The 21365-nt window shown below is 65.1% G+C and carries 17 protein-coding genes; all 17 read right to left on the reverse strand.

Features of this window, described 5'->3' with window-relative positions; genetic code table 11:
* Nucleotides 1-5: 5 nt before the first annotated feature.
* Nucleotides 6-2258, reverse strand: a complete 2253-nt coding sequence (locus ACZ1JX_RS09870) for an SPOR domain-containing protein (RefSeq protein WP_465123382.1) — start codon at nucleotides 2256-2258, stop codon at nucleotides 6-8.
* A 65-nt stretch (nucleotides 2259-2323) separates the two neighbouring features.
* A complete protein-coding gene (gene ftsZ / locus ACZ1JX_RS09875) occupies nucleotides 2324-3787 on the reverse strand; it encodes a cell division protein FtsZ (RefSeq protein WP_465123383.1) in 1464 nt (487 codons plus the stop codon).
* 194 nt (nucleotides 3788-3981) lie between these two features.
* Complete coding sequence (ftsA, locus tag ACZ1JX_RS09880) at nucleotides 3982-5262, reverse strand: cell division protein FtsA (RefSeq protein ID WP_465123384.1); 1281 nt, start codon at nucleotides 5260-5262, stop codon at nucleotides 3982-3984.
* 9 nt (nucleotides 5263-5271) lie between these two features.
* On the reverse strand, nucleotides 5272-6237 hold the full coding sequence (locus ACZ1JX_RS09885; protein ID WP_465123385.1) for a cell division protein FtsQ/DivIB: 966 nt from the start codon (nucleotides 6235-6237) through the stop codon (nucleotides 5272-5274).
* A gap of 3 nt (nucleotides 6238-6240) precedes the next feature.
* Nucleotides 6241-7194, reverse strand: a complete 954-nt coding sequence (locus ACZ1JX_RS09890) for a D-alanine--D-alanine ligase (RefSeq protein ID WP_465123386.1) — start codon at nucleotides 7192-7194, stop codon at nucleotides 6241-6243.
* Nucleotides 7191-8021: a UDP-N-acetylmuramate dehydrogenase gene (gene murB, locus ACZ1JX_RS09895; protein WP_465126392.1), complete on the reverse strand. Its 831-nt coding sequence runs from the start codon at nucleotides 8019-8021 to the stop codon at nucleotides 7191-7193. The genes ACZ1JX_RS09890 and murB overlap by 4 nt, the downstream gene beginning before the upstream one ends.
* 59 nt (nucleotides 8022-8080) lie before the next feature.
* Nucleotides 8081-9493 (reverse strand): UDP-N-acetylmuramate--L-alanine ligase, encoded by a 1413-nt coding sequence (gene murC / locus ACZ1JX_RS09900; protein WP_465123387.1) that lies wholly within the window; start codon nucleotides 9491-9493, stop codon nucleotides 8081-8083.
* Nucleotides 9490-10656 (reverse strand): undecaprenyldiphospho-muramoylpentapeptide beta-N-acetylglucosaminyltransferase, encoded by a 1167-nt coding sequence (gene murG, locus ACZ1JX_RS09905; RefSeq protein WP_465123388.1) that lies wholly within the window; start codon nucleotides 10654-10656, stop codon nucleotides 9490-9492. The genes murC and murG overlap by 4 nt, the downstream gene beginning before the upstream one ends.
* Nucleotides 10653-11846, reverse strand: coding sequence for an FtsW/RodA/SpoVE family cell cycle protein (locus tag ACZ1JX_RS09910; protein ID WP_465126393.1), 1194 nt, complete (start codon nucleotides 11844-11846; stop codon nucleotides 10653-10655). Before ACZ1JX_RS09910 ends, murG begins: the two co-directional genes overlap by 4 nt.
* 38 nt (nucleotides 11847-11884) lie before the next feature.
* The gene (gene murD, locus ACZ1JX_RS09915) at nucleotides 11885-13216 is read right to left on the reverse strand and encodes a UDP-N-acetylmuramoyl-L-alanine--D-glutamate ligase (RefSeq protein WP_465123389.1); all 1332 of its coding nucleotides are present in this window, start codon (nucleotides 13214-13216) and stop codon (nucleotides 11885-11887) included.
* Nucleotides 13213-14277: a phospho-N-acetylmuramoyl-pentapeptide-transferase gene (gene mraY, locus ACZ1JX_RS09920; RefSeq protein ID WP_465123390.1), complete on the reverse strand. Its 1065-nt coding sequence runs from the start codon at nucleotides 14275-14277 to the stop codon at nucleotides 13213-13215. The genes murD and mraY overlap by 4 nt, the downstream gene beginning before the upstream one ends.
* Nucleotides 14278-15747: a UDP-N-acetylmuramoyl-tripeptide--D-alanyl-D-alanine ligase gene (locus ACZ1JX_RS09925; RefSeq protein WP_465123391.1), complete on the reverse strand. Its 1470-nt coding sequence runs from the start codon at nucleotides 15745-15747 to the stop codon at nucleotides 14278-14280.
* The gene (locus ACZ1JX_RS09930) at nucleotides 15744-17192 is read right to left on the reverse strand and encodes a UDP-N-acetylmuramoyl-L-alanyl-D-glutamate--2,6-diaminopimelate ligase (protein WP_465123392.1); all 1449 of its coding nucleotides are present in this window, start codon (nucleotides 17190-17192) and stop codon (nucleotides 15744-15746) included. Before ACZ1JX_RS09930 ends, ACZ1JX_RS09925 begins: the two co-directional genes overlap by 4 nt.
* A complete protein-coding gene (locus ACZ1JX_RS09935) occupies nucleotides 17189-18934 on the reverse strand; it encodes a peptidoglycan D,D-transpeptidase FtsI family protein (protein WP_465123393.1) in 1746 nt (581 codons plus the stop codon). The genes ACZ1JX_RS09930 and ACZ1JX_RS09935 overlap by 4 nt, the downstream gene beginning before the upstream one ends.
* Entirely contained in the window at nucleotides 18931-19713 is a 783-nt protein-coding gene (locus ACZ1JX_RS09940; RefSeq protein WP_465123394.1) for a hypothetical protein, read from the reverse strand. Before ACZ1JX_RS09940 ends, ACZ1JX_RS09935 begins: the two co-directional genes overlap by 4 nt.
* Nucleotides 19710-20696, reverse strand: a complete 987-nt coding sequence (gene rsmH / locus ACZ1JX_RS09945) for a 16S rRNA (cytosine(1402)-N(4))-methyltransferase RsmH (protein ID WP_465123395.1) — start codon at nucleotides 20694-20696, stop codon at nucleotides 19710-19712. The genes ACZ1JX_RS09940 and rsmH overlap by 4 nt, the downstream gene beginning before the upstream one ends.
* Nucleotides 20693-21190, reverse strand: coding sequence for a division/cell wall cluster transcriptional repressor MraZ (locus ACZ1JX_RS09950; protein ID WP_465123396.1), 498 nt, complete (start codon nucleotides 21188-21190; stop codon nucleotides 20693-20695). Before ACZ1JX_RS09950 ends, rsmH begins: the two co-directional genes overlap by 4 nt.
* Nucleotides 21191-21365: the final 175 nt, after the last annotated feature.

Here is a 21365-nt window from a genome sequence, read left to right on the forward strand (position 1 = left end):
TCAGCCTATTTGAGCGAAAGCGTGTCCACGGCCTGCCCCGCAGGACTGGTCCACTGATAGCTGGATACGCCGCTTTTCTTGAGCCTGGTGACGAATTCCTGCGCGTCGGCCTCGCTTTCGAAAGGCCCGGTGAGCAGGCGGAAATTGCTGCGCCAAGGCGAGATGTAGGGCTTGCGGCCACGCAGGACTTCTGGCGCTTCCTTGACCAGGCGGCGCCACTCGTTGTCCATCATGTCCTTGTTGCCGCCGGTCAGGACCTGAACCCAGATGCGGCTGGGATGGCTTGGCGCGGCCTTCTTTGCCTTGGCGTCCTTTGCCTCCTTGGCATCCTTTGCCGCGGCCTTGGGGTCCTTGATCGGCTTGCCGTCCTTGCCGAGCTTGACCGCCTCCTTGGCCGAGGGCTTCTCCGGTTCCTTGGCGGGAATGCGCGACACATCGGTCGGCCCATCGGGGCGCTCACCGCGTGCATCGGCCTTCGTCGCCTTCGCGGCGGGCTTGGGCGCAATCCGGGTGATGTCGACCGCTGCGACCTGCGCTTTGCGCTCTTCCTCGGGGGGAGCGAAGGACTTGAACAGCGAAGCTAGATCGCGCGGGGGGGGCGGAGAAGCCGTAGCGGTCTGAACAGGCGTCGTCACTGCGGCCGGGGTGGAAGCGGTTGTGACAGATGGCGTCGGCGTGCTTGCTGCAACTTGCGTAACCGGTTGCGACGGTGGAGCCGGGGTCGCCACAGGAGGCGGAGCCGGTGCCGGGGCATTCTGGGTGGTGGTGGTCGAGCCAACTTTCGCCAGATCGAAGCTGCCGGCAGTGCCCAGCGTCGGTTGCGGGGCGGCAGATGATGTCTGTGACGGCTGAGGCTGCGTCGATGGTTGAGCCGGAAGCGATGCGGGCTTGGGCGGGGCCGAGGTTGCTGCGGCAACCTGCACAGGCGCCCGCGCTTCCGGCGGCGGGGCCGTGAGGTCCTGCTGGAAGCCCGGCTTCGCAACGGCAGACGATGAGGACACGATCGTCGTGGTAGGTGTGGGTGTTGACGTCGGAGTGGCCGGAGGCCGACTGGCAGGCGGCTGTGCGAGACGGATCGGCGGCACGGCAGGACGCGCCGAACCCGGTGGCACGTCGAGCGCTGAAAGCACCGTCGGGCGGGGCACCACGGGCTGAGTTGTTGCCGGGGCCGGTGGTGCCGACACGCTTGCATATGTCTGCGAAGGGGTCGGCGTGGGTTGCGCGGTCGTCGTTGCAGGACGCGTGCTTGCCGGGGCTGCCACAGTCTCGATCCTGCCCGGACGACGACGCTTTTCTCTGCTTGGCTTTTCCGTCGATGCGGCCGACGGTCCAAGCGGAGCGCCGCTCGGGATCAGCCCCGCTTCGGCTTGACGAGGCGCGCGGGGATTGAGCGCTGCGTACTGGACAACGCGCGGATCGTCCCGGCCAATGTCTGCCGCCCGCGGAAAACGGCCGAAGTTGGCGGCAGCGGCCTGCTGCGCGGGCGTGAGGCGCGGCATGTAGCGCAGATAGGGCGCAATTCCGGCTGCAAGGTCCTGCGGCATCGATGCGTAGGCGATGGCCACCGCCTCGTCCGAGCCACCGGTGACAGCCATGGCGAAGGTGCGGGTGCGCCATGCCGCACGGTCCTGCTTCTCGATCAGCGGCGCGAGCAGCGCCTCTGCGCCACGACGGTCGCCCGCGATGGCAAGGCTCATGGCATAGCGGCGCGTGATCTCGGCGTCGGTACCGCGGCTGAGCGCCACCTGATACCAGCGCTGGGCCCGGCCATTGTCACCGACCAGATCGTAGGCCAGCGCGCGATCCGCCGCCATTGCGAAAGTATCGGCTCCGGCGCGCTCTGCCTCGTCGAACGAGCGGATCGCTTCAACAGGATTTTCGGCGACAAGCTGCGCCTTGCCCATCAAGGCCTTGGTTCGGCCGTTGCCGGGCTGGACTTCATCCGCCCTTGCAAGAAAGCCGATGGCAGCATCGCTGTCGCCAAGCTTCAGCGCAGCGTCGGCGGCATCGAACAGGGCAGATACGTTGCGCGGATCGGCAGCAAGGCGCGCAAGCGCAGCGTTGAGATCGCGCGTGGGGCTTTGCGCGGTCGACTGCACGACCGGGCGCGATACCGTGACGGGACCATCGGGATCATCGTCCCCCCTGCCCGAAGCCTGTGCGAGGGCCGGGGTCGCAGCTGTGGCCAGCAGAAACGCGACCGTCAGGCGCACGCCGTCGGTGCCGAGAAAACGCGCGATGGGGAAGCGGTTGATCATCCTGCCGCGCTCTATACCGATCCCAAGATGAAGCGGCGGCAACAGGTGCCGCCTCTCATCCGATTTTACTGGTTGTTTTGACGGCCGAGGAAGCGCGGAATGTTCAGCGCGCTGCCATCGTCGTCGCCATCATCGTCACCGCCGCGGTTGCCGCGCGAAAGATTGGCCATGCGTTCGAACAGGGTGCTGCCGCCTGCAGGCTTGGCAGGCTCGGCTTCGGGCGCGCGACCAAGACGCGGCATGGCCGGGCCCGGTTCAGGTGCGGGAGCAGCTTCGGGAGCAGGCTCAACAGGTGCTTCCATGCCACCCAGTGACAGTTCGCCCGGATCGTGTTCTTCCTGCGCTTCGGAAAGATCGAGCGTCAGATCGAACGGTTCGGGCTCCGGTTCTGCAGCAGGCGCAGCGGGCTGCACCTGCTCTGCCGCAGGCGACCATGCCGGTTGCGCAGGCTCGGCCGGGGGCGGCGTGTAGACAGGTGCGGCGGGCGCTGCCGTCGGGACGGCGGGGCCACGCGAGGTGTTGGGGATCGAAACCGGGCGCGAGGCAATTTCGGCCTGCTCCTGACTCTGTTCGATGCCAGTGGCGACAACCGAGACGCGGATCTTGCCATCGAGGTCAGGATTGAAGGCCGAGCCCCAGATGATGTTCGCATTGGGATCGACCAGTTCACGAATGTGGTTAGCGGCTTCGTCGACCTCGAGCAGCTTCATGTCGTCGCCGCCGATGATCGAGATGATCACGCCCTTGGCACCCTGCATCGAAACGCCATCGAGCAGCGGGTTGGCAATGGCGCGTTCGGCGGCTTCGAGCGCGCGGTTCGGACCTTCGCCCTCGCCCGTGCCCATCATCGCCTTGCCCATCTCGCCCATGACCGAGCGGACGTCGGCGAAGTCGAGGTTGATCAGGCCCGGCATGACCATCAGGTCGGTGATCGAGCGGACGCCCTGCTGGAGGACTTCGTCAGCCAGCTGGAACGCTTCCTTGAAGGTCGTCTCCGCCTTGGCCACCAGGAACAGGTTCTGGTTGGGAATGACGATCAGCGTATCGACGTGCTTCTGCAGCTCCTCGATACCGCTTTCGGCCGAGCGCATGCGGCGCGTACCTTCGAACAGGAATGGCTTGGTCACCACGCCCACGGTGAGCACGCCCTTGCGGCGCGCTGCTTCGGCGATGACCGGAGCCGCCCCGGTGCCGGTGCCGCCACCCATGCCAGCGGCGATGAACACCATGTGCACGCCTTCCAGCGCACGCTCGAGTTCCTCGATCGTCTCTTCGGCAGCGGCGCGGCCGACTTCGGGACGTGCGCCTGCGCCAAGCCCCTGCGTGATGTCGGGCCCGAGCTGGATGCGGTTTTCCGCGATCGAGTTGTTCAGCGCCTGCGCGTCGGTGTTGACGACGATGAACTCGACGCCCTCGATCTGCGCGTTGATCATGTTGGCGATGGCATTGCCGCCTGCGCCACCAACCCCGATCACCGTGATCCGGGGACGAAGCTCGTCGATGGCCGGCGGTCCGATGTTGATGCTCATAGTCGGTCTCCCAATCGGGTCATTGGCCTCGCTGATGGCAAACATGCGCGTTCAGCGAGATTGCAAAACTTCACATTAACCTGTTGCACAAGGCAGCTTTACGAATCAAAGGCGGTTTTGCCTTTTCCACAAGTTGCATAGGCGTGACAGGCCGCAATTCGTCGAGTTCGGAGCGGTAAGGCTCAAAACCCGCTTCAGAAGTAATCCTTAACTGCACGCCACAGGCGAATCAGCAGGTTCATGCCCTTGTATGAACCGGTCGGAACGAAGGCCGGACCGATCGCGCGAATGTCCACCGGATCGGCCGCAGCAAAGAGCACGAGGCCGACCAGCGTCGACGAACTTGGCGTGGCGTGGCCCGGCGGAAGACCCAGCATGGTTGGCGGCGAGCCGATGCGGACCGGGCGCCCGAGCGCCGATTGCGCATAGTCTGCAAGCCCCGGCAGTTGCGCACCGCCTCCGGTGAGAACGACCTGCTGGCCGGTCTGGCCGACAAAGCCCATCGCCTTTAGCGCCTTGCCGACTTCCTCGGTGAAGAAGCCGAGCTGCTGGGTGATCACCGAGATCAGTTCCGCACGCGGAATGCGGTTCTTGTCATCGGCATGGCGGGCGACGGGGCCACCCTCGGGATCGCCCGGCGCATTGACCGGGATCATCTCGCGGTGGTCGGCAGGGCTGGCGATGGCCGAGCCGGACATGCACTTGAGGCGTTCTGCCTGATAGCGGCGGATGCCGAAAGCCGAGGCGATGGCGTCCGTGATGTCGCCCGACCCGTACTGGATCACCTGCATGCCGAGCAGCATGCCGGCGGCATAGACCGAGACGGTAGTGACTTCAGCACCGAATTCCACCAGCGCCACGCCAAGCTCGCGCTCCTCCGGCGTCAGGCAGGCATGCCCCGCCGCGACGGGCGAGCCGACCACGGCCTCGACATCAAGGTGCGCGTTCTGCACAGCCTCGCGGATGTTGCGCACAGGTGCGCCATCGGCGAGCATCACGTGGATGTCGACTGCCAGCCGCTCGGCATGGAGCCCTTTGGGGTTGGGCACGCCATGGGCGCCATCGAGCGTGTAGTGCGCAGGCTGGGCATGGAGCACGGTTCGGCCATCGGGCTGGATTACCTCGCGTCCTGCCACCAGCAGGTGCTCGATATCGTCCTGCTCGATCCGCCGCCCGCCGACTTCGACCTCGACCCGCGCCGTGGTGCTGGCGAGCCCTGCACCGGAACAACCGATCCAGACCTTCTGGATATCGACATTGGCCATCTTCTCGGCGCGCTCGATCGCGTCGCGTACCGAATGCGTCGCGGCCTGCATGTCGGTCACGTAGCCGCGCTTGATCCCCTGCGCGGCGCGGTGGCCCGATCCCAGAACGACCATCTCGCCGGTTTCCGATAGCCCAGCGATCATCGCGGAAACCCGGAACGAGCCAATGTTGACGGCAGCAAAGACCTTGGTGATGCGGGGCGTAGCCATCGTGCCGGATCAGCCCTCGTCGCTCTTGGCGGCGGCAGCAAGACGCTTGGCTTCGGCCTTGGCCTGTTCTGCGGCACGCTTCTGCGCGGCGACTTCTTCGGCGTGGCCGGGCACGCGCATGTAGATGCGATCGGGTGCGCGCATGTCGAACGCTGCGACCTTGCCACCGAGCAGGCGGTTGACGCCGTCCATCCGGGCAAAGCTCAGCAAGGCCCCCGCCGATTTCTCGTCGCCTTCGGGCAGCGCAAGCACTTGTCCTGTCTTGAAGGTCAGATTCCAGCGGCGATTGCCCACCCATTCGGCCTCGGCAACCTGCGGCTTGAGCGCAGGCGCGGCATCGAGCAAGCGCGTCAGATCCTCGACCCGCTGGCCCACGCCAAGGCCGGAGAGCACCAGCATGCCCTTGGCCTTGTCGGGCTTCACGGTTTCGAGTTCGGTGCCGGTATCGTCGATCAGCACCATCCGGTCGGGCTTGCGCAGCACCGCGTGAGGGCTGCGCTCGACGATGTCGATCACCAAGGTATCGGGCAGCTTGCGCGAGACGCGGGCGTCCTTGACCCACGGCAGCTGGTTCAGCTCATCGCGCAATGCGGCGAGATCGAGCGTGGTCATCGCCCGGTCGTTCTGGCCTAGCACGCGCTCGTAGATGCGCTGTTCGTTCATGCGGTTGACGCCGCGCACTTCGAGGTGGCTGACCTTGAAGCCCGCGTCTGATGCGATCAGCGCGGCCTGTTCAGACGCTAGTGCCGGAATCCCCGCCATGACCGCGACAGTCCAGACGATCCCGACAGCGACCGCCAGGATCAAAGTCATCACGATCCGGTGCAGCGTCTCCTCGCTGAACGGCAGCCAGTGCATGACCGTGTCGAGCACCGACCCGGTCTGCTGGCGCGCAGACTGGACCTTGCGCTGCGTCGTGCGCGCAGCCGCAGCCCGCCGCACGCCCTTTCCGCCACGCTTGATCGTCTGCGCCATGGTTCAGACCTTCCTTCTGTCAGCTTTGGCGTCTTTCAGGGCCTCGGCAATGATCGCCTCGACCAGATCGGGATAGTCCATGCCCAGCGCCTTGGCCTGTTCGGGCACTAGGCTGAGCGGGGTCATACCCGGCTGGGTGTTCACTTCGAGCAGGAACAGGCCCTCGACGCCCTGTTCATCGTCCCAGCGGAAGTCCGAGCGGCTGGTGCCCTTGCAGCCGAGCAACTGGTGCGAACGCAGCGCGATCTGCTTGCAGGCTTCGGTGATCTCGTCGGGGATGTCTGCCGGACAGATATGGTCGGTCATGCCATCGGTGTACTTGGCATCGAAATCGTAGAAGCCGGACTTGGGCTTGAGTTCGGTGACGAGCAGCGAGCGATCCCCGATCACCGCCGTGGTCAACTCGCGGCCACGGATGAAGGGTTCGGCCAAAAGTTCATCAAACTCCTGCCACGGCCCGCGCGCATCGGCGCTGATCGGATTGCCGTAGTTGCCATCCGCCGTGACGATGGCGACGCCGACCGACGAGCCCTCGTTCACCGGCTTGAGCACGTAAGGGCGCGGCAAGGGATCGCCCTTGTATAGTTCCTGCGTGCGCACGATGCGCCCACCGGGCATCGGAATACCATGCGGCACCAGCGCCTGCTTGGTCAGTTCCTTGTCGATCGCGATGACCGAAGTGGCGAGGCCTGAGTGCGTGTAGGTCAGCCCCATGATGTCCATCAGGCCCTGAATCGAGCCGTCCTCTCCGGGTGTGCCGTGGAGCGCATTGAAAACGACATCGGGCTTGGCCTCGGCGAGGCGCAGCGCAACCTCGCGGTCCATGTCGATGCGCGTGACCTCGTGGCCCTTGGACTCAAGCGCCTTGGCCACGCCCTCGCCCGACATGAGCGACACCGGCCGTTCGCTCGACCACCCACCCATCAGCACCGCGACATGAAGTTTCGGAAGCGTCACGGTCTGCCAATCCTCTTGATTTCCCATTCGAGCTCGACGCCCGACATTTGCCTAACGCGCTTGCGCACTTCCTCGCCCAAGGCTTCAATGTCGGCGCTGGTCGCCTCACCGGTGTTTATCAGGAAGTTGGTGTGTTTCTCGCTCACCTGCGCGCCGCCAAGCGTCAGCCCACGGCAACCGGCCTTGTCGACCAGTTCCCAAGCCTTGCCGCCTTCGGGGTTCTTGAAGGTGGAGCCGCCGGTCTTGGAGCGGAGCGGCTGCGAGGCTTCGCGGGCGGCGCTGATGCGGTCCATTTCGGCCTGAATGGTCTCGTGTTCGCCCGGATGACCCCGGAACCGCGCAGCAACTACAATTGAGCCGTCGGTCAGGTCCGAATGGCGATAGGTGTAGCCCAGTTCCGACAGCGGCAGCGTAGCGATTTCGCCCGAGCGGATCACAACGTCGCAATCGACGAGCACATCCTTGACCTCGCGCCCATAGGCCCCGCCGTTCATCCGCACGAAGCCGCCGACCGTGCCGGGGATCGAGCGCAGGAATTCTAGGCCCGCAATGCCATTGTCGCGCGCGGTGGAGGACACGAGAATGCCGCTCGCCCCGCCGCCACAGTTCAGCGTGACTTCGTCGAGCTTCTCGACCTTGGCAAAGGCCTTGCCGAGGCGAACCACGACGCCTGGCACCCCGCCATCGCGCACGATCAGGTTGGAGCCGAGGCCAAGCGCCATGATCGGCACCTCCGGCGCAAGGCTCGCGAGGAAGTCCTGCAGATCGGACACGTCCTTTGGTTCAAACAGCCAGTCAGCCGTGCCGCCGGACTTGAACCAGACCATCGGCGCAAGCGGTGCATTGGGTGTCAGCTTGCCGCGAACCGATGGCAGCGTGAGCGTGGTCACCCCTGCCCCCTTTCGCGCGCAATCGCATCGGCAAGGCCCGCCGCCCACTTGGTGATATCGCCCGCGCCAAGGCAAACGACCATGTCTCCTGCCTGCACCGTGGCGGAAAGTTCCTTCGCGAGCGCATCCGGCCCGGCGGTCAAATGCGCCGAGCGATGCCCGCGTGCCTTGATGCCCTCGACCATGGCGGCGCTGTCCACGCCCTCGATCGGCTGTTCGCCGGCCGGATAGACCGGCGCGGCATAGACCACATCCGCATCGTTGAACGCGCCTTGGAAGTCTTCCATGTGATCGCGCAACCGGGTGAAGCGGTGCGGCTGGACCACGGCGATGACGCGGCCCTGCACACCCTCACGCGCTGCTGCAAGAACGGCGCGGATTTCGACCGGATGATGGCCGTAGTCATCGATCACGGTGACACCGTCCACCTCACCCACCTTGGTGAAGCGGCGCTTTACCCCGCCGAACTTGCCGAAGCCGGTGCGGATCAGGTCGTCCGAAACGCCCATCTCCACCGCCACAGCCACAGCTGCCAGCGCGTTCTGGACATTGTGACGGCCCGGCATCGGCAGCTCGATGCCCTCGATCCGGCGGAACGAACCATCGCGCTGGCGCAGCACCGCGGTAAAGCGGTTGCCGCCGGGAATGGGCGTCACGGCCTCGCCGCGCACGTCAGCTTGCGCGGAGAAACCATAGGTCACCACGCGGCGGTCGCGCACCTTGGGGATGATCGCCTGCACTTCGGGATGATCGATGCAGAGCATCGCCGCGCCATAGAACGGCACGTTCTCGATGAATTCAACGAAGGCCGACTTCACCTTGTCGAAGCTGCCGTAATGGTCGAGATGCTCGGGGTCGATGTTGGTGACGACTGCCAGCGTGCCATCAAGACGCAGGAACGATCCGTCGCTCTCGTCGGCCTCCACCACCATCCACTCGCTGTCACCCAGACGGGCGTTGGAGCCGTAGGAGTTGATGATGCCGCCGTTGATCACGGTCGGGTCCACGCCACCTGCATCGAGCAGGCAGGCGACCATCGACGTCGTCGTGGTCTTGCCGTGCGTGCCAGCCACGGCAACCGTGTTCTTGAGCCGCATCAGCTCTGCCAGCATTTCCGCGCGGCGAACCACGGGGATTCGGTTTTCGAGCGCGGCGACGACTTCGGGATTGTCGCGCTTCACGGCGGTCGAGGTGACCACAACGGCCACGCCATCGACGTTCTCGGTCTTCTGCCCGATCATCACCTTGATGCCGCGGGAGCGCAGGCCCTCGACGACATAGCTTTCGGCCATGTCGGAACCCTGCACCGAATAGCCCATGTTGTGCATGACCTCGGCGATGCCCGACATGCCGATGCCGCCGATGCCGACGAAGTGGATCGTCCCGATCTCGGTGCCGACGCCCTTCATGCCAGTTGCCCCTGTGCCGAACTCGCAGGGCTGCGCGTATCGACGCGGATCACGTCCATGATCGGCTCCCCGCCGAAGCTCTCGACCAGATCGGCAAGATCGCTCACGGCGTTAGGCAGGCCACAGTTCCACGCGGCGTGCGCGGCATTGGCAAGGGTGTGCGGGTGCTGGGCCATGGCCTGAATCTGTTTCGCCAGTTCCTTGGGGGTAAAGCCGGTCTGCCGGATAGCGCGCGCGCCACCTGCCGCGACCATCTCGCGCGTGTTGGCGGCCTGATGGTCGTCCGTCGCAATGGGCAGCGGCACGAGGATAGCGGGGCGTCCGACCGCAGTCAGCTCCGCAATGGTCGAAGCGCCTGCCCGCCCGATAAACAGGTGCGTTCCGGCAAGCCGCGCCTGCATGTCTTCAAAATAGGTGCCAAGTTCCGCTGGAATCTCATGCGCAGCATAGCGCGCGCGAACCGCTTCGAGGTCTTCCGGGCGGCACTGCTGCGTCACCTGCAAGCGATGGCGCAATGCGGGCGGCAGCATGGCCAGACCATCGGGCACCACCTCCGACAGGATCGAAGCGCCCTGACTCCCACCAGTCACCAACACACGAAACAGACTGTCCTCGGTGAATTCCGGGAACGGTTCACCGCGCAGCGCCAGCACTTCCGGCCGCACCGGATTGCCCACACGGTGGACCTTGCCCCACAGCTTCGGATCGAGCCGGTCAACCTCGCCATAGGCGGTCGCGATGGCATCGACGCGGCTCGCGAGGAAGCGGTTCACCCGCCCCAGCACCGCGTTCTGTTCGTGGATCACCGTCGGAATCTTGGCCAAATGCGCACCGAGCAGCGCAGGCAGCGCGGGGTAGCCGCCAAAGCCGATCACGCAGGACGGTTCAAAACTTTCGAACAGGCGCAACGCCATCGCGCGGCCCTGCCAGATCGCGCGCAGGCCCTTGAGCAGCGCGACCGGATTCTTGGCCAGACGCCCGGCAGGAAGCACGTGTGCAGGCATGAAGTCGGGCTTACCGGGAATTTTCGCGCCACGCTCGTCAGTCACCAGCGCGACGTGGTGGCCGCGCCGATCAAGCTCCACCGCCAGCGCGAAGGCCGGAATGAGGTGTCCGCCGGTGCCGCCTGCCGCGAGCACGTAATGCCTGGAAGCGCCGCTCATTTGCGCACCAGTTCCGTTACGTCGAACTTCTCGCGCGAAAGGTAGGGGTTGCGCCGCGTGATCGCGAGCAGCAGCCCGACGCCCATGAGCAGCGCGATGGTGGACGATCCGCCGTAGCTGATCAGCGGCAAGGTCATGCCTTTCGAAGGGAAAAGTTGCAGGTTCACAAGGATGTTGATGAACGCCTGCCCGACCAGCTGTGCGGTCAGCCCGGCTGCCGCAAGGATAGTGAACAGATCGTCCTCGTCGAGCAGGCGCATCAGCACGCGCAGCGCGATCGCGCAATAGATCGTGACGATCACCGCGCAGGCAATCAGCCCGAATTCCTCACCCACCACCGAAAAGATGTAGTCGGTATGGGCTTCGGGCAGCGCATTCTTGCGGCTGCCGAGCCAGAGGCCGGTGCCGCTCCAACCGCCGTTCATCAGAGTGCGCATGGCAAGATCGACCTGGTCGAACTCGCTGCCGCCCGAAATGAAGTTGTCGATACGATGTGTGGCGTTGGGATAGAAGAAGTAAGCTGCGATGACAGCAAGGATCAGGGCGCCCATCGCATAGAGGATCTTGTTGACCGACAGGCCTGAAAGCAGCGCGAGCACGAACCAGACGCCACCGAACAACATGGTAGAGCCGAAATCCGGCTGGGCCATCAGCAGCACGCCGACAAGGCCCATGATCGCAACCGTGATCGGGATGACCGGGATATTCGGATCGCGCACCCGCCACGACAGGATCCACGCCAGCGCAATGGCAAAGCCCGGCTTGAGGAATTCGGAAGGTTGCAGGCTGAAACCGATCCACAACCAGCGCTTGGCGCCCTTCACCTCGCTCCCGACCAGCGGCACCAGTACCAGCGCCACGACCATCGCCGCAGCCAGCACGATCGCTCCTCGCCGCGCAGCCTCCTTGGGCAGGACCGATGCGAAGAACATCGCGACCAGCCCCACCGCAACCCAGCGCAGGTGAATCCAGAAGAAGTATAGATCGCCCAGAGACTTGCTGCTGGTGGAAAGGCGATGCGCCGAAGCAGGCGACGCTGCAGCCACTGCAATGCAACCGATGGTCACCAGCGACAGGATCAGCGTCAGCAGCACGCGGTCGATCTCGCGCCACCAGATCAGCAGTTCGCTGCGACGGCTGCGGCGGAAGCGCGCGCCATGGCCGACCACGCGAACGCCGCCATCGGGCATCGTGGTGGTGACCAGACGAGTGGGGGTCGGCGTCGTGCTCATGCGCCGGCATCCGGGGGACACGGGGCATCGGCATCCGCAATCAGCGCCTCAACGATCTGGCGGAAGCTGTCGCCCCTCGCCTCGAAATCGCGGAACTGGTCGAAGCTGGCGCAGGCTGGCGAGAGCATCACCACATCACCGGGTTGCGCTGCCTCCATCGCCTGGCGCACCGCATCGCACATCATCTCGCTGCGGGTGACGGGCATGATCGGATCGAGAATGTCGGCAAACATCGGCCCGGCCTCGCCGATTGTATAGGCGGCGACCACGTGATCGAAATAGGGCGCACACTCGTCGAGATTGTCGCTCTTGGGCAGACCGCCGAGGATCCAGTGGATGCGAGGATACGCCCCCAGCGCAGGCGCGGTCGAGGCCGGATTGGTCGCCTTGCTGTCGTTGACGAACAGCACGCCGCCCGCCTCCGCCACGCGCTCCATCCGGTGCGGCAGGCCGACGAAGCTGGCCAGCGCGGGACGCCACACGTCTTCGCCGATGCCAAGCTGGCGCGCAATCTCGACGGCGATCGCCGCGTTCTGGAGGTTGTGCGGGCCCTGCAACGAAGGCCACGCCGCTTGTCCCTCAAGCGCATCAGGCTGGACCACATGCACGAAACCCGCGTCATGGGATGCGGACGTTTCGCGCGCGATCTTCAGAGTGTGTTCGTCCCCGCAACCGAATACTGCGCGGTTCCGGCCAGACTGCATCTGAAACAGTCGCGCCTTGGCTGCGGCATAGCCTTCGAAACCGTTGTAGCGATCCAGATGATCGGGGCTGAGATTGATAAGCGCAGCCACATCGCAATCGAGGCTCTGCGTCAGGTCGATCTGGTAGCTCGAAAGCTCGAGCACATAGACACCGCCCTCTGGCAGAGGCTCCTGTCCCAGCACCGGCAGCCCGATATTCCCGCCGAGCCGCGCTTCTAGCCCCGCCGCCTTGCAGATATGGTGGACCAGCATCGTCGTTGTCGACTTGCCGTTGGTACCAGTGATGCCAACGACACGATGCGGCGGAAGGTCTGCGCGCGCCTGTGCGAAGAGTTCGATGTCGCCGATCACCGGCACCCCGAAGGAGGCGGCGTGGGCGGCAATCGGATGGCGGTTCAACGGCACGCCGGGGCTGACGACGACGCCTGCAAACCCGGTCAGGTCTATCGCCAGCGGATCTGCGATGGTGCAACGACCTTCGTAAGCCGCGCGCGGTTCCTCGCGGCTGTCCCACACGGTAACCTCCGCCCCGCCCGCCAGCAGCGCCTCGACGCTCGCCTGCCCCGAACGGGCAAGGCCGAGCACCGCGAAGCGCTTACCGGTAAAGGCGGGCGAGACGATCATCGCACCTTCAGCGTGGCAAGGCCGATCAGCGCGAGCACGATCGACACGATCCAGAAGCGGATCACGACGGTCGATTCCTTCCAGCCAAGCTGCTCGAAGTGGTGGTGGATCGGGGCCATGCGGAACACGCGCTTGCCGGTGCGCTTGTAGACCGCGACCTGCACGATCACCGACACGGCCTCCATCACGAACAGCCCGCCGACAATGGCCAACACGATCTCGTGATGCGCTGCAACCGCGATCACGCCCAAAGCACCGCCTAGAGCGAGACTGCCGGTATCACCCATGAACACGGCCGCAGGCGGCGCGTTGAACCACAGGAACGCCAAGCCTGCTCCCATCATCGCCGCACAGAAGATCGCCAGTTCACCTGCGCCCTTCACGTGCGGAATGCCGAGGTAGCTGGAATAGTCCACACGACCCGCCAGATAGGCAATGATCGCAAAAGTCCCCGCAGCAATGATCACCGGCATGATCGCCAGGCCGTCGAGCCCGTCCGTCAGGTTCACCGCATTGCCCGCACCCACGATCACGAAGATCGCGAACAGGTAATAGAACGGCCCCAGCGGAATATAGAGGTTGCTGAAAACCGGAACGTAAAGGTGCGTTTCGCCAACAGCCAGCCACGCAGCTACGGCAGCTACCACGAACTCGCCGGCAAGGCGCACCTTGGCCGGCACGCCCTTGTGCGCATACTTGGTGACCTTGTCGTAGTCATCGAGGAAGCCGATCAGTCCGAAGCCCAGCGTGACCACCACGCAGGACCAGACGAGGCGGCTCGACACGTCCATCCACAGCAGCAACGACAGCGTCAATGCGGTGACGATCATCAGCCCGCCCATGGTGGGCGTGCCGCGCTTGGCGAGGTGCGATTGCGGGCCGTCCTCGCGGATCGGCTGGCCCTTGCCCTGACGCACGCGCAGCATGTTGATGAAGCGCGGGCCGATGATCAGACCGATCAGCAGCGCGGTCAGCAGCGTCGCCCCGGCGCGGAACGTCTGGTAGCGGATGAGGTTGCTGAATCCCTCGAAGTGCAGCCACTCGGCCAGCTGGTAGAGCATTCACCGTTCCCTGGTGGTGAGCGAACGCACGATCGCGCCAAGTCCCACCGAATTCGACCCCTTGACGAGGATGGCATCACCCCCGCGCACGCCATCGGCAGCCAGGCATTCCGCCGCTTCCGAAGCCGTCTGCACATGCGTCACATCGACCTGACCGGCAAGCGAGGACGCGCCGTTTTTCCCCAGCACGTCGGCCAGTGGCGCCATTTCGGCTCCAACCAGCACCAGCCTGTCGACCTTGCCCTCGGCAACGGGACCGGCCAGTTCGGCGTGATAGCGCGCCTCGCCCTCGCCCAGTTCCTTCATCGCGCCAAGGATGGCGACGCGGCGCGCGGCAGGGGTTGCGCCAAGCTGGCGCAGCGTCACCGCCATCGAGGCCGGGTTGGCGTTGTAGCTCTCATCGATCAGCAGCGCCTTGCCCGAACCGTCGCCGCCGGTGGCAGCGATTTCGTGGCGAGCACCCCGTCCGGCAAGGCCTTCCAGCTCGGCCAGCGCCAGCCCCGCCGCGCCCAGATCGCCGCCGATGGCTTCTACCGCCGCCATGATCGCCAGCGAGTTGGCCACCCAGTGCTCGCCCGGCTGCGAAATGGTGTAGCACACCTTGCGCCCGCCGAGGTCAGCCGTCACCAGCGTCCCCCCACCGGCCGCCGCCACCGCATCGAGCAGGCGCACGTTCGCTTCGGCATGGCGGCCAAAGCTGACCACCCGTTCCGCGTGCTGCACCGCCTTGGCGCGGAGGCGTTCGTAATGGCGATTGTCGTGCGGGATGATCGCGACGCCGCCGTGCTCGAGGCCTTCGAAGATCTCCGCCTTGGCGTCGGCAATCGCCTCCTCACCCGAGAAGTGGCCGATATGCGCTGGCGCGATGGTGGTCACGATCGCCACATGGGGGCGCACCAATTGCGTCAGCGCCGAAAGCTCGCCAGCGTGGTTCATGCCCATCTCGAACACGCCGAAGCTGGTGCGCGCGGGCATCCGCGCAAGGCTGAGCGGTACGCCGACATGGTTGTTGTAGCTCTTGACCGAACGATGGGCACGGCCCCTGCTGGCGCGGTCCAATGCAGCGTAGAGCGCTTCCTTGACCCCGGTCTTGCCAGCTGAGCCGGTGACTCCGATGATGCCCGCGTCTACCCGATTTCGCGCGGCCTTTCCCAGATCCTCAAGCGCATTTGACGTGTTCGGCACGAGGATGTGCGATCCAAAGCAGCCATGCTCCACCACAGTGCCCGCCGCTCCGCGCCCGAACGCGCCCTCGAGGTAGCGATGGCCGTCCGAAGCCTCACCCTTGAGCGCGAAGAACAGATCGCCCTCCACCACCTCGCGGCTGTCGATCTCGACGCCGGACACTGCAAACTGTCCGCTCGCCCTGCCGCCCGTAGCCCGCGCGATTTCCTCGCTTGTCCAAAGCGCAAGACCCGCCGCATCCGACGGGTCCTCGGGCCATGAAATCAGAGCGGGATGGGCGGTCATGTCGTGCACTCCCTTGCGACCTGTACGTCATCGAACGGCAAGACGCGCACGGCATCGCCCCTGCCCACGATCTGTCCCTGTTCGTGCCCCTTCCCCGCAACAAGGACGATATCGTCGCGCCCTGCCTCGGCAATCGCCGCAGCGATCGCGGCGCGGCGATCCCCGATCTCGCGCGCCTTGCCGTCGCAGCCTGCCATGACGGCCGCGCGGATCTCCGCAGGGTCTTCGCCACGAGGATTGTCATCCGTGACAATTACCAGGTCAGAGCCTGCACAAGCCGCGCGGCCCATTTCCGGGCGCTTGCCGCCATCGCGGTCACCGCCTGCGCCGAACACCGTGATCAACCGGCCCTCGGTGTGGGGCCGCAGTGCTGCAATCGCGGCTTCGATGGCATCAGGCGTATGCGCATAGTCGACATAGACCGGCGCCCCTGACCGATTGATCGCAGCGCGCTCCAGACGCCCGCGCACCGGCTGCAATCGGCCAAGAGCATCGAACACCTTGTCGGCATCGGTTCCCGAAGCAATAGCCAGCCCTGCCGAAACCAGCGCATTTGCCGCCTGATACGCCCCGATCAACGGCAGGTTTACCTTGCGCGCCTTGCCTTCGAATTCGATCTCCAGCGTCTGCCCCAATTGCGTGGGCGTACGGGCGAGCAGGCGGACTTCCGTCCCCTGCTCGCCCACACCGAGCAGCCGCAGACCCCGTCGGCGGACGTGCTCTACCGCCCGTTCAGACCATTCGTCGTCCATCCAGACGACGGCCGTGCCGCTCTCTTCCACGACATGGTCGAACAGGCGCATCTTGGCCGCGAAATAGTCCTCCATCGACGCATGGTAATCGAGATGGTCGCGGCTGAGGTTAGTGAAGGCTCCGGCAACGACGCGCAGGCCTTCGTTGCGGTACTGCGAGAGTCCGTGACTCGATGCCTCGTAGGCAACATGGCTCACGCCTTCGCGGGCAAGGCCGGTCATGTTCGAGAGGAATGTGACGATGTCGGGCGTGGTGAGGCCAGTCGAGACACTTTCGTCCGCTGTTGTGACGCCCAGCGTGCCGATCGAAGCCGCAGAGTATCCGGCCATCCGCCAGATCTGCCGCGTCATCTCCACGGTCGAGGTCTTGCCGTTGGTCCCGGTAACGGCAACGACCGTTTCGGGCACCGGCTGGAAGAAGTGCGCGGCGAGTGCGGCAAAAGCGCGGCGCGGCTCCTCGTCGGCGACATGGACTGAGCCTTCGACCTTTGCCTCCGGCCGGGCCACGACCGCGACGGCTCCGGCCTTCACCGCATCGGCAATGAAATCCTCGCCGTTGAAGCGCGTGCCGGGAAACGCGCCGAACACCGTGCCTGGCGCCACCTTGCGATGGTCGATGGCAAAGCCGGTGACGCTGGCATCGCCGTTCTCGACCGCGAAGCCCGCCGCATCAAGGATCGGCCCGAGCTTCATTCACCTTCTCCGTTGCCGACGAGCGGCGAAAGATCCGAAATGTCGATGTCGCGCGTGTCGTCAGGCACCACGCCAAGGAACGGTCCGATTCGCGGCACTACGCGACCTACGATTGGCGCTGCGTTCCAAGCGGCAGTGCGCTGAAACGATGTCGCAGCCGTACCCTTGGGCTCGTCGAGCATGGCGATCACGACATAGCGTGGCTTGTCCATAGGGAACGCGGCAGCGAAAGTCGCAACGAGCGACGTGCGGTTGTAGCCACCCTTGCCGCCCGGCTTTTCCGCCGAACCGGTCTTGCCGCCAACGCGGAAGCCTGCGGCATTGGCGCTCTTGCCGGTACCATCCACCACGATCATCCGCAGCAACTGGCGCATACGCGCGCTGGTCGAGGCCTTGTAGACCCGGCGCCCCTCGGGAACCTGTGTCGGTTCGCGCTTGAACAGGGTGGCGGGCCGCCAGATGCCGCCGTTGACCATTGCGGCATAGGCGGCGGCGAGGTGGAGCGGAGTAACCGCGATGCCGTGGCCATAGCTGACCGTCATCGTCGTGATCCGGGCCCATTCTCCCGTCTTCTCGTGCCCGCGCGGCCAGAGCGGGAAACCGCGCGCTGGCAGTTCGATATAGGGCCGCTCGTTCATGCCGAGCGCGGCCATCGTCTTCTTTAGCCCAGCCCCGCCGAGCTTGTCGGCCACTTGCGCGGTGACGATGTTCGACGAATGGATCAGCGCTTCGGGCACATTCAGAGATGCGCCGAAGCTATGGCTGTCACGGATGCGGAAACCGCCGATTTCGAGCGGGCGATCAGAGGGATAGCGCACCGAAAGATCGGTCACGACGCCAGCGTCGATCGCAGCGGCAATCGACAGCGGCTTGAACGTGGAGCCGAGCTCATAGACCTGGTTGGTGACCTTGTTGAACACCAGGTTGTTCAGCGCCTTGTCCGACCGGTTGGGATTGAACGAGGGCAGCGAGGCAAGCGCGATGACTTCGCCGGTATCTACATCGAGGATCACGCCGGCTGCGCCCTTGGCCTCCGTTTCCAGCATGCCACGGCCCAACTCGTCCTCGAGCGCGCCTTGCGCACGCATATCTATCGACAGGGCAACCGGCTTGCCACGCTTGGCCGGGTCGAGCAGGTCCTTTTCGAGCACCTGTTCCATGCCGACATGGCCATGGCCTTCGCTGTCGACATAGCCGAGCACATGCGCGCCCAGCGAGCCTTGCGGATAATAGCGCTGGTTCTCGCGCGGAAATTCGAGGGCGGGTTCACCCAGCGCGAAGATGCGATTGGCCTCTTCGGGCATGACCCGCTGGCGCAGGTAGCTTGGCTTGTCGGACTTCAGGCGGCGGAGCAGATCGTTGTAGTCAGCGTCAGGAAAGATCGCGAGCAGCGCCTTGGCCACTTCCTCGGGCGACTTGACCAGCGGCGATCCATTCTCGCCGAACGCCTTAGGATTGTACCACAGGGCGTAGGACGGGAAGGCGCGGGCCAGCGGCACGCCATTTCGATCAGTAATCTCCCCGCGCGGAGGCAGCAGCGCTTCGGCCAGCGAGCGCCGTTCGGGCGAGCCTTCGAAGAAGCCTAGCTGAGCAATGCGGGCAAGTGCGGCAAACCCGAAGAACAGGATGAAGCCTGCCACCACCAGTGCGCGCACCTTGGCCTCGACCAGCGAGCGCTGGCGAACGTTGGCCAGCTTGACGCGGCCCGAGGCGATGGCGGCGGAGGCGGTGAGTGCGTTCACCGGGCTGCCTTAGCCTCCTTGCCCTTGGCGGCGCGAGGGGTCGGAGCCGACTTGTCCTTCTTCGGGGCCGACTTATCCGCAGTTGCGACAGTCTTGACCTTGGGCTTGGCCTTGTCGGCCTTGGCAACCGCAGCCTTTTCCTTGGGCGCGTCCTTGGTCTTCTCCGCAACCTTGGCCTCAGCCTTCTTTGCGGGGCGCTCCTTCTCCGAAGCCGTTTCCTTGCGCACGGGGCCCCGCGGACGGGCGTCGATCACTTTGCCCAGCCGGTCCTTCAAGGTCTCGACCGCCTCGGCGTGCGCCACCTTGCGTGCAGGACGGTCAGAGGCGGTGTCATCCTCGTCCGATGGCGAAACCGCCTTGCGATCGTTGCTCGCCAGCACCTTGCCGGTCAGCGGCGAGACCATTGAGGGAAAAGCCGCCGAGGCGATCACGCTGTCGTCCACGCTGGCCACGCGGATCGGCTCTGGCGCGTCGGGCTGCGTCGGCACACTCAACTCGGCCAGCTGGCGCTCACCCTCGAGGTACTGGCTTGCGCTCGGCGCGGCATAGCCGAACTCGACGTCGTTCCAAGCCTTGAGCTGCTGCTGGTTGGAGCGGGTCTCGAACTCGGTCTCGAGATACATCTTCTCCTGCTTGAGCGCGACGATCCGCGCTTCGGCATGGTGAATCTGGCTGCGAAGCGCATTGACGCGGAAGGCCAGCACCATGACCAGCGCCAGGCACAGACCGAGCAGAACGAGCCATCCAACGGAGCGCAGGCGGCTTGCCGTGGTGATCATGCCGCAGCCCTCCCGGCACCATTGCGCGCAGGTGCCGTGGTACGTTCGGCCCAGCGCAGCGTGGCAGAGCGAGCGCGGGGGTTGCGCTCTTCTTCTGCGGGCGTCGGGCGGATCGCGGCCGAAGGCTTGGCGAAGACCGGCTCAACCTTGGAAGCCATCTGCGGCAAATGGCGCGAACCTGCAGGCACGGCCCCAGCCGCCTCGCGCAGGAACTGTTTGACGATGCGGTCCTCAAGGCTGTGGAAGCTCACCACTGCGATGCGGCCACCGGGAGCAAGCACCTTCTCGGCGGCTGCAAGGCCAGCGATCAGCTCGTCCAGTTCGCCATTCACGTGAATGCGTACAGCCTGGAAACTGCGGGTGGCCGGATCCTTCTGCGCCTTGGGACCCTTGATGTCGGGGCGATAGCCGAGCGCCTTGCGCACGACGTTGGCAAATTGTCCGGTGTTGGTCAGCGGGCGGGCGGCAACGATGGCGCGGGCGATCCGGCGCGACTGGCGTTCTTCGCCATAGCGGTAGAGAACGTCCGCTATATCCCCCTCGCCTGCTTCATTCAGGAAATCCGCCGCACTTGGACCGTCCTGTGACATTCGCATGTCTAACGGACCGTCGGATGAGAAGGCAAATCCGCGCCCCGGCTGGTCAAGCTGCATGGAGCTTACCCCGATATCGAAAACGACACCCTGAACGCCTGCGATTCCGGCCTCCGCAAGTCCTTCTGCGAGTTCGGAAAAGCGGCGGGCATGGAGAACCAGCCGTGGATCTTTTCCACAGGTTTCTCCCCAGAGCTTTCCCGCAGCGATCGCATCGGGATCGCGGTCAAACGCATGGACCGTCGCACCCGATTCCAGCAACCGCCGGGTATAGCCGCCAGCGCCGAACGTGGCATCGACAATGATGTCGCCGGGCTTGGGCTCAAGCGCCTCGATCACTTCCTCGAGCAGCACGGGAATGTGCGGGGCCTTTGCGGGAGCGTCGGTCACTTGCGCTTCCCCTTGGCAGCTTCGGCCATCTTGGCACGGCAGTTCGCCTTGGCGGTGTCCCATGCCTCGCCTTGCTCGAACAGCACGCGCGGACTCCAGATCGTGATCTGGCGACCGCCGCCCTGAAAATAGAGACCGTCCTCCACCTGCCCCAGTTCGGAGAGGTATTCAGGCAGGACGAAGCGACCGCTTTCATCGAAGCCGACTCGGGTAAAGCCATAGGCTTGCGCCTCGGCAACATCGCGATCGAAGTCGATCCCGAGGCGAAGCTTCTTCTCTTCCTCGCGGTCGATCTCTGCTGCCAGTTCGTCCAGGCGGGACAGGCCGAATCCGGTCAGGCAGGGCAGGCGGGGGTGCTTGTCGAGGCAGAGGATGCGCTGGTTTGCCGAGGCGGTGTAGATGTCTGAGCGGAAGTCGGCAGGCAGGACGAAGCGGCCTTTTTCGCCACGTGGCGAAAAGCCCTGCCCCACCAGATTTACCGGCCCTCCCGCCACGCCTGGACACCCCGCTCGCGGACGCGCGCTCCTTCGCTCGGCCCTGCGCCATCGCGCAAAGCCGACTCATCCCCCGCGGATGCGAATGGAAACTCGTCCCGATAGACGCATTACTAACGCGGGACTGGGCGGGCGAAAAGGGGAAAATGCGGGAAAATGCGGACTAGTTATGATT

This window comes from Novosphingobium sp. BL-A-41-Hi4A-0G (assembly GCF_055521735.1).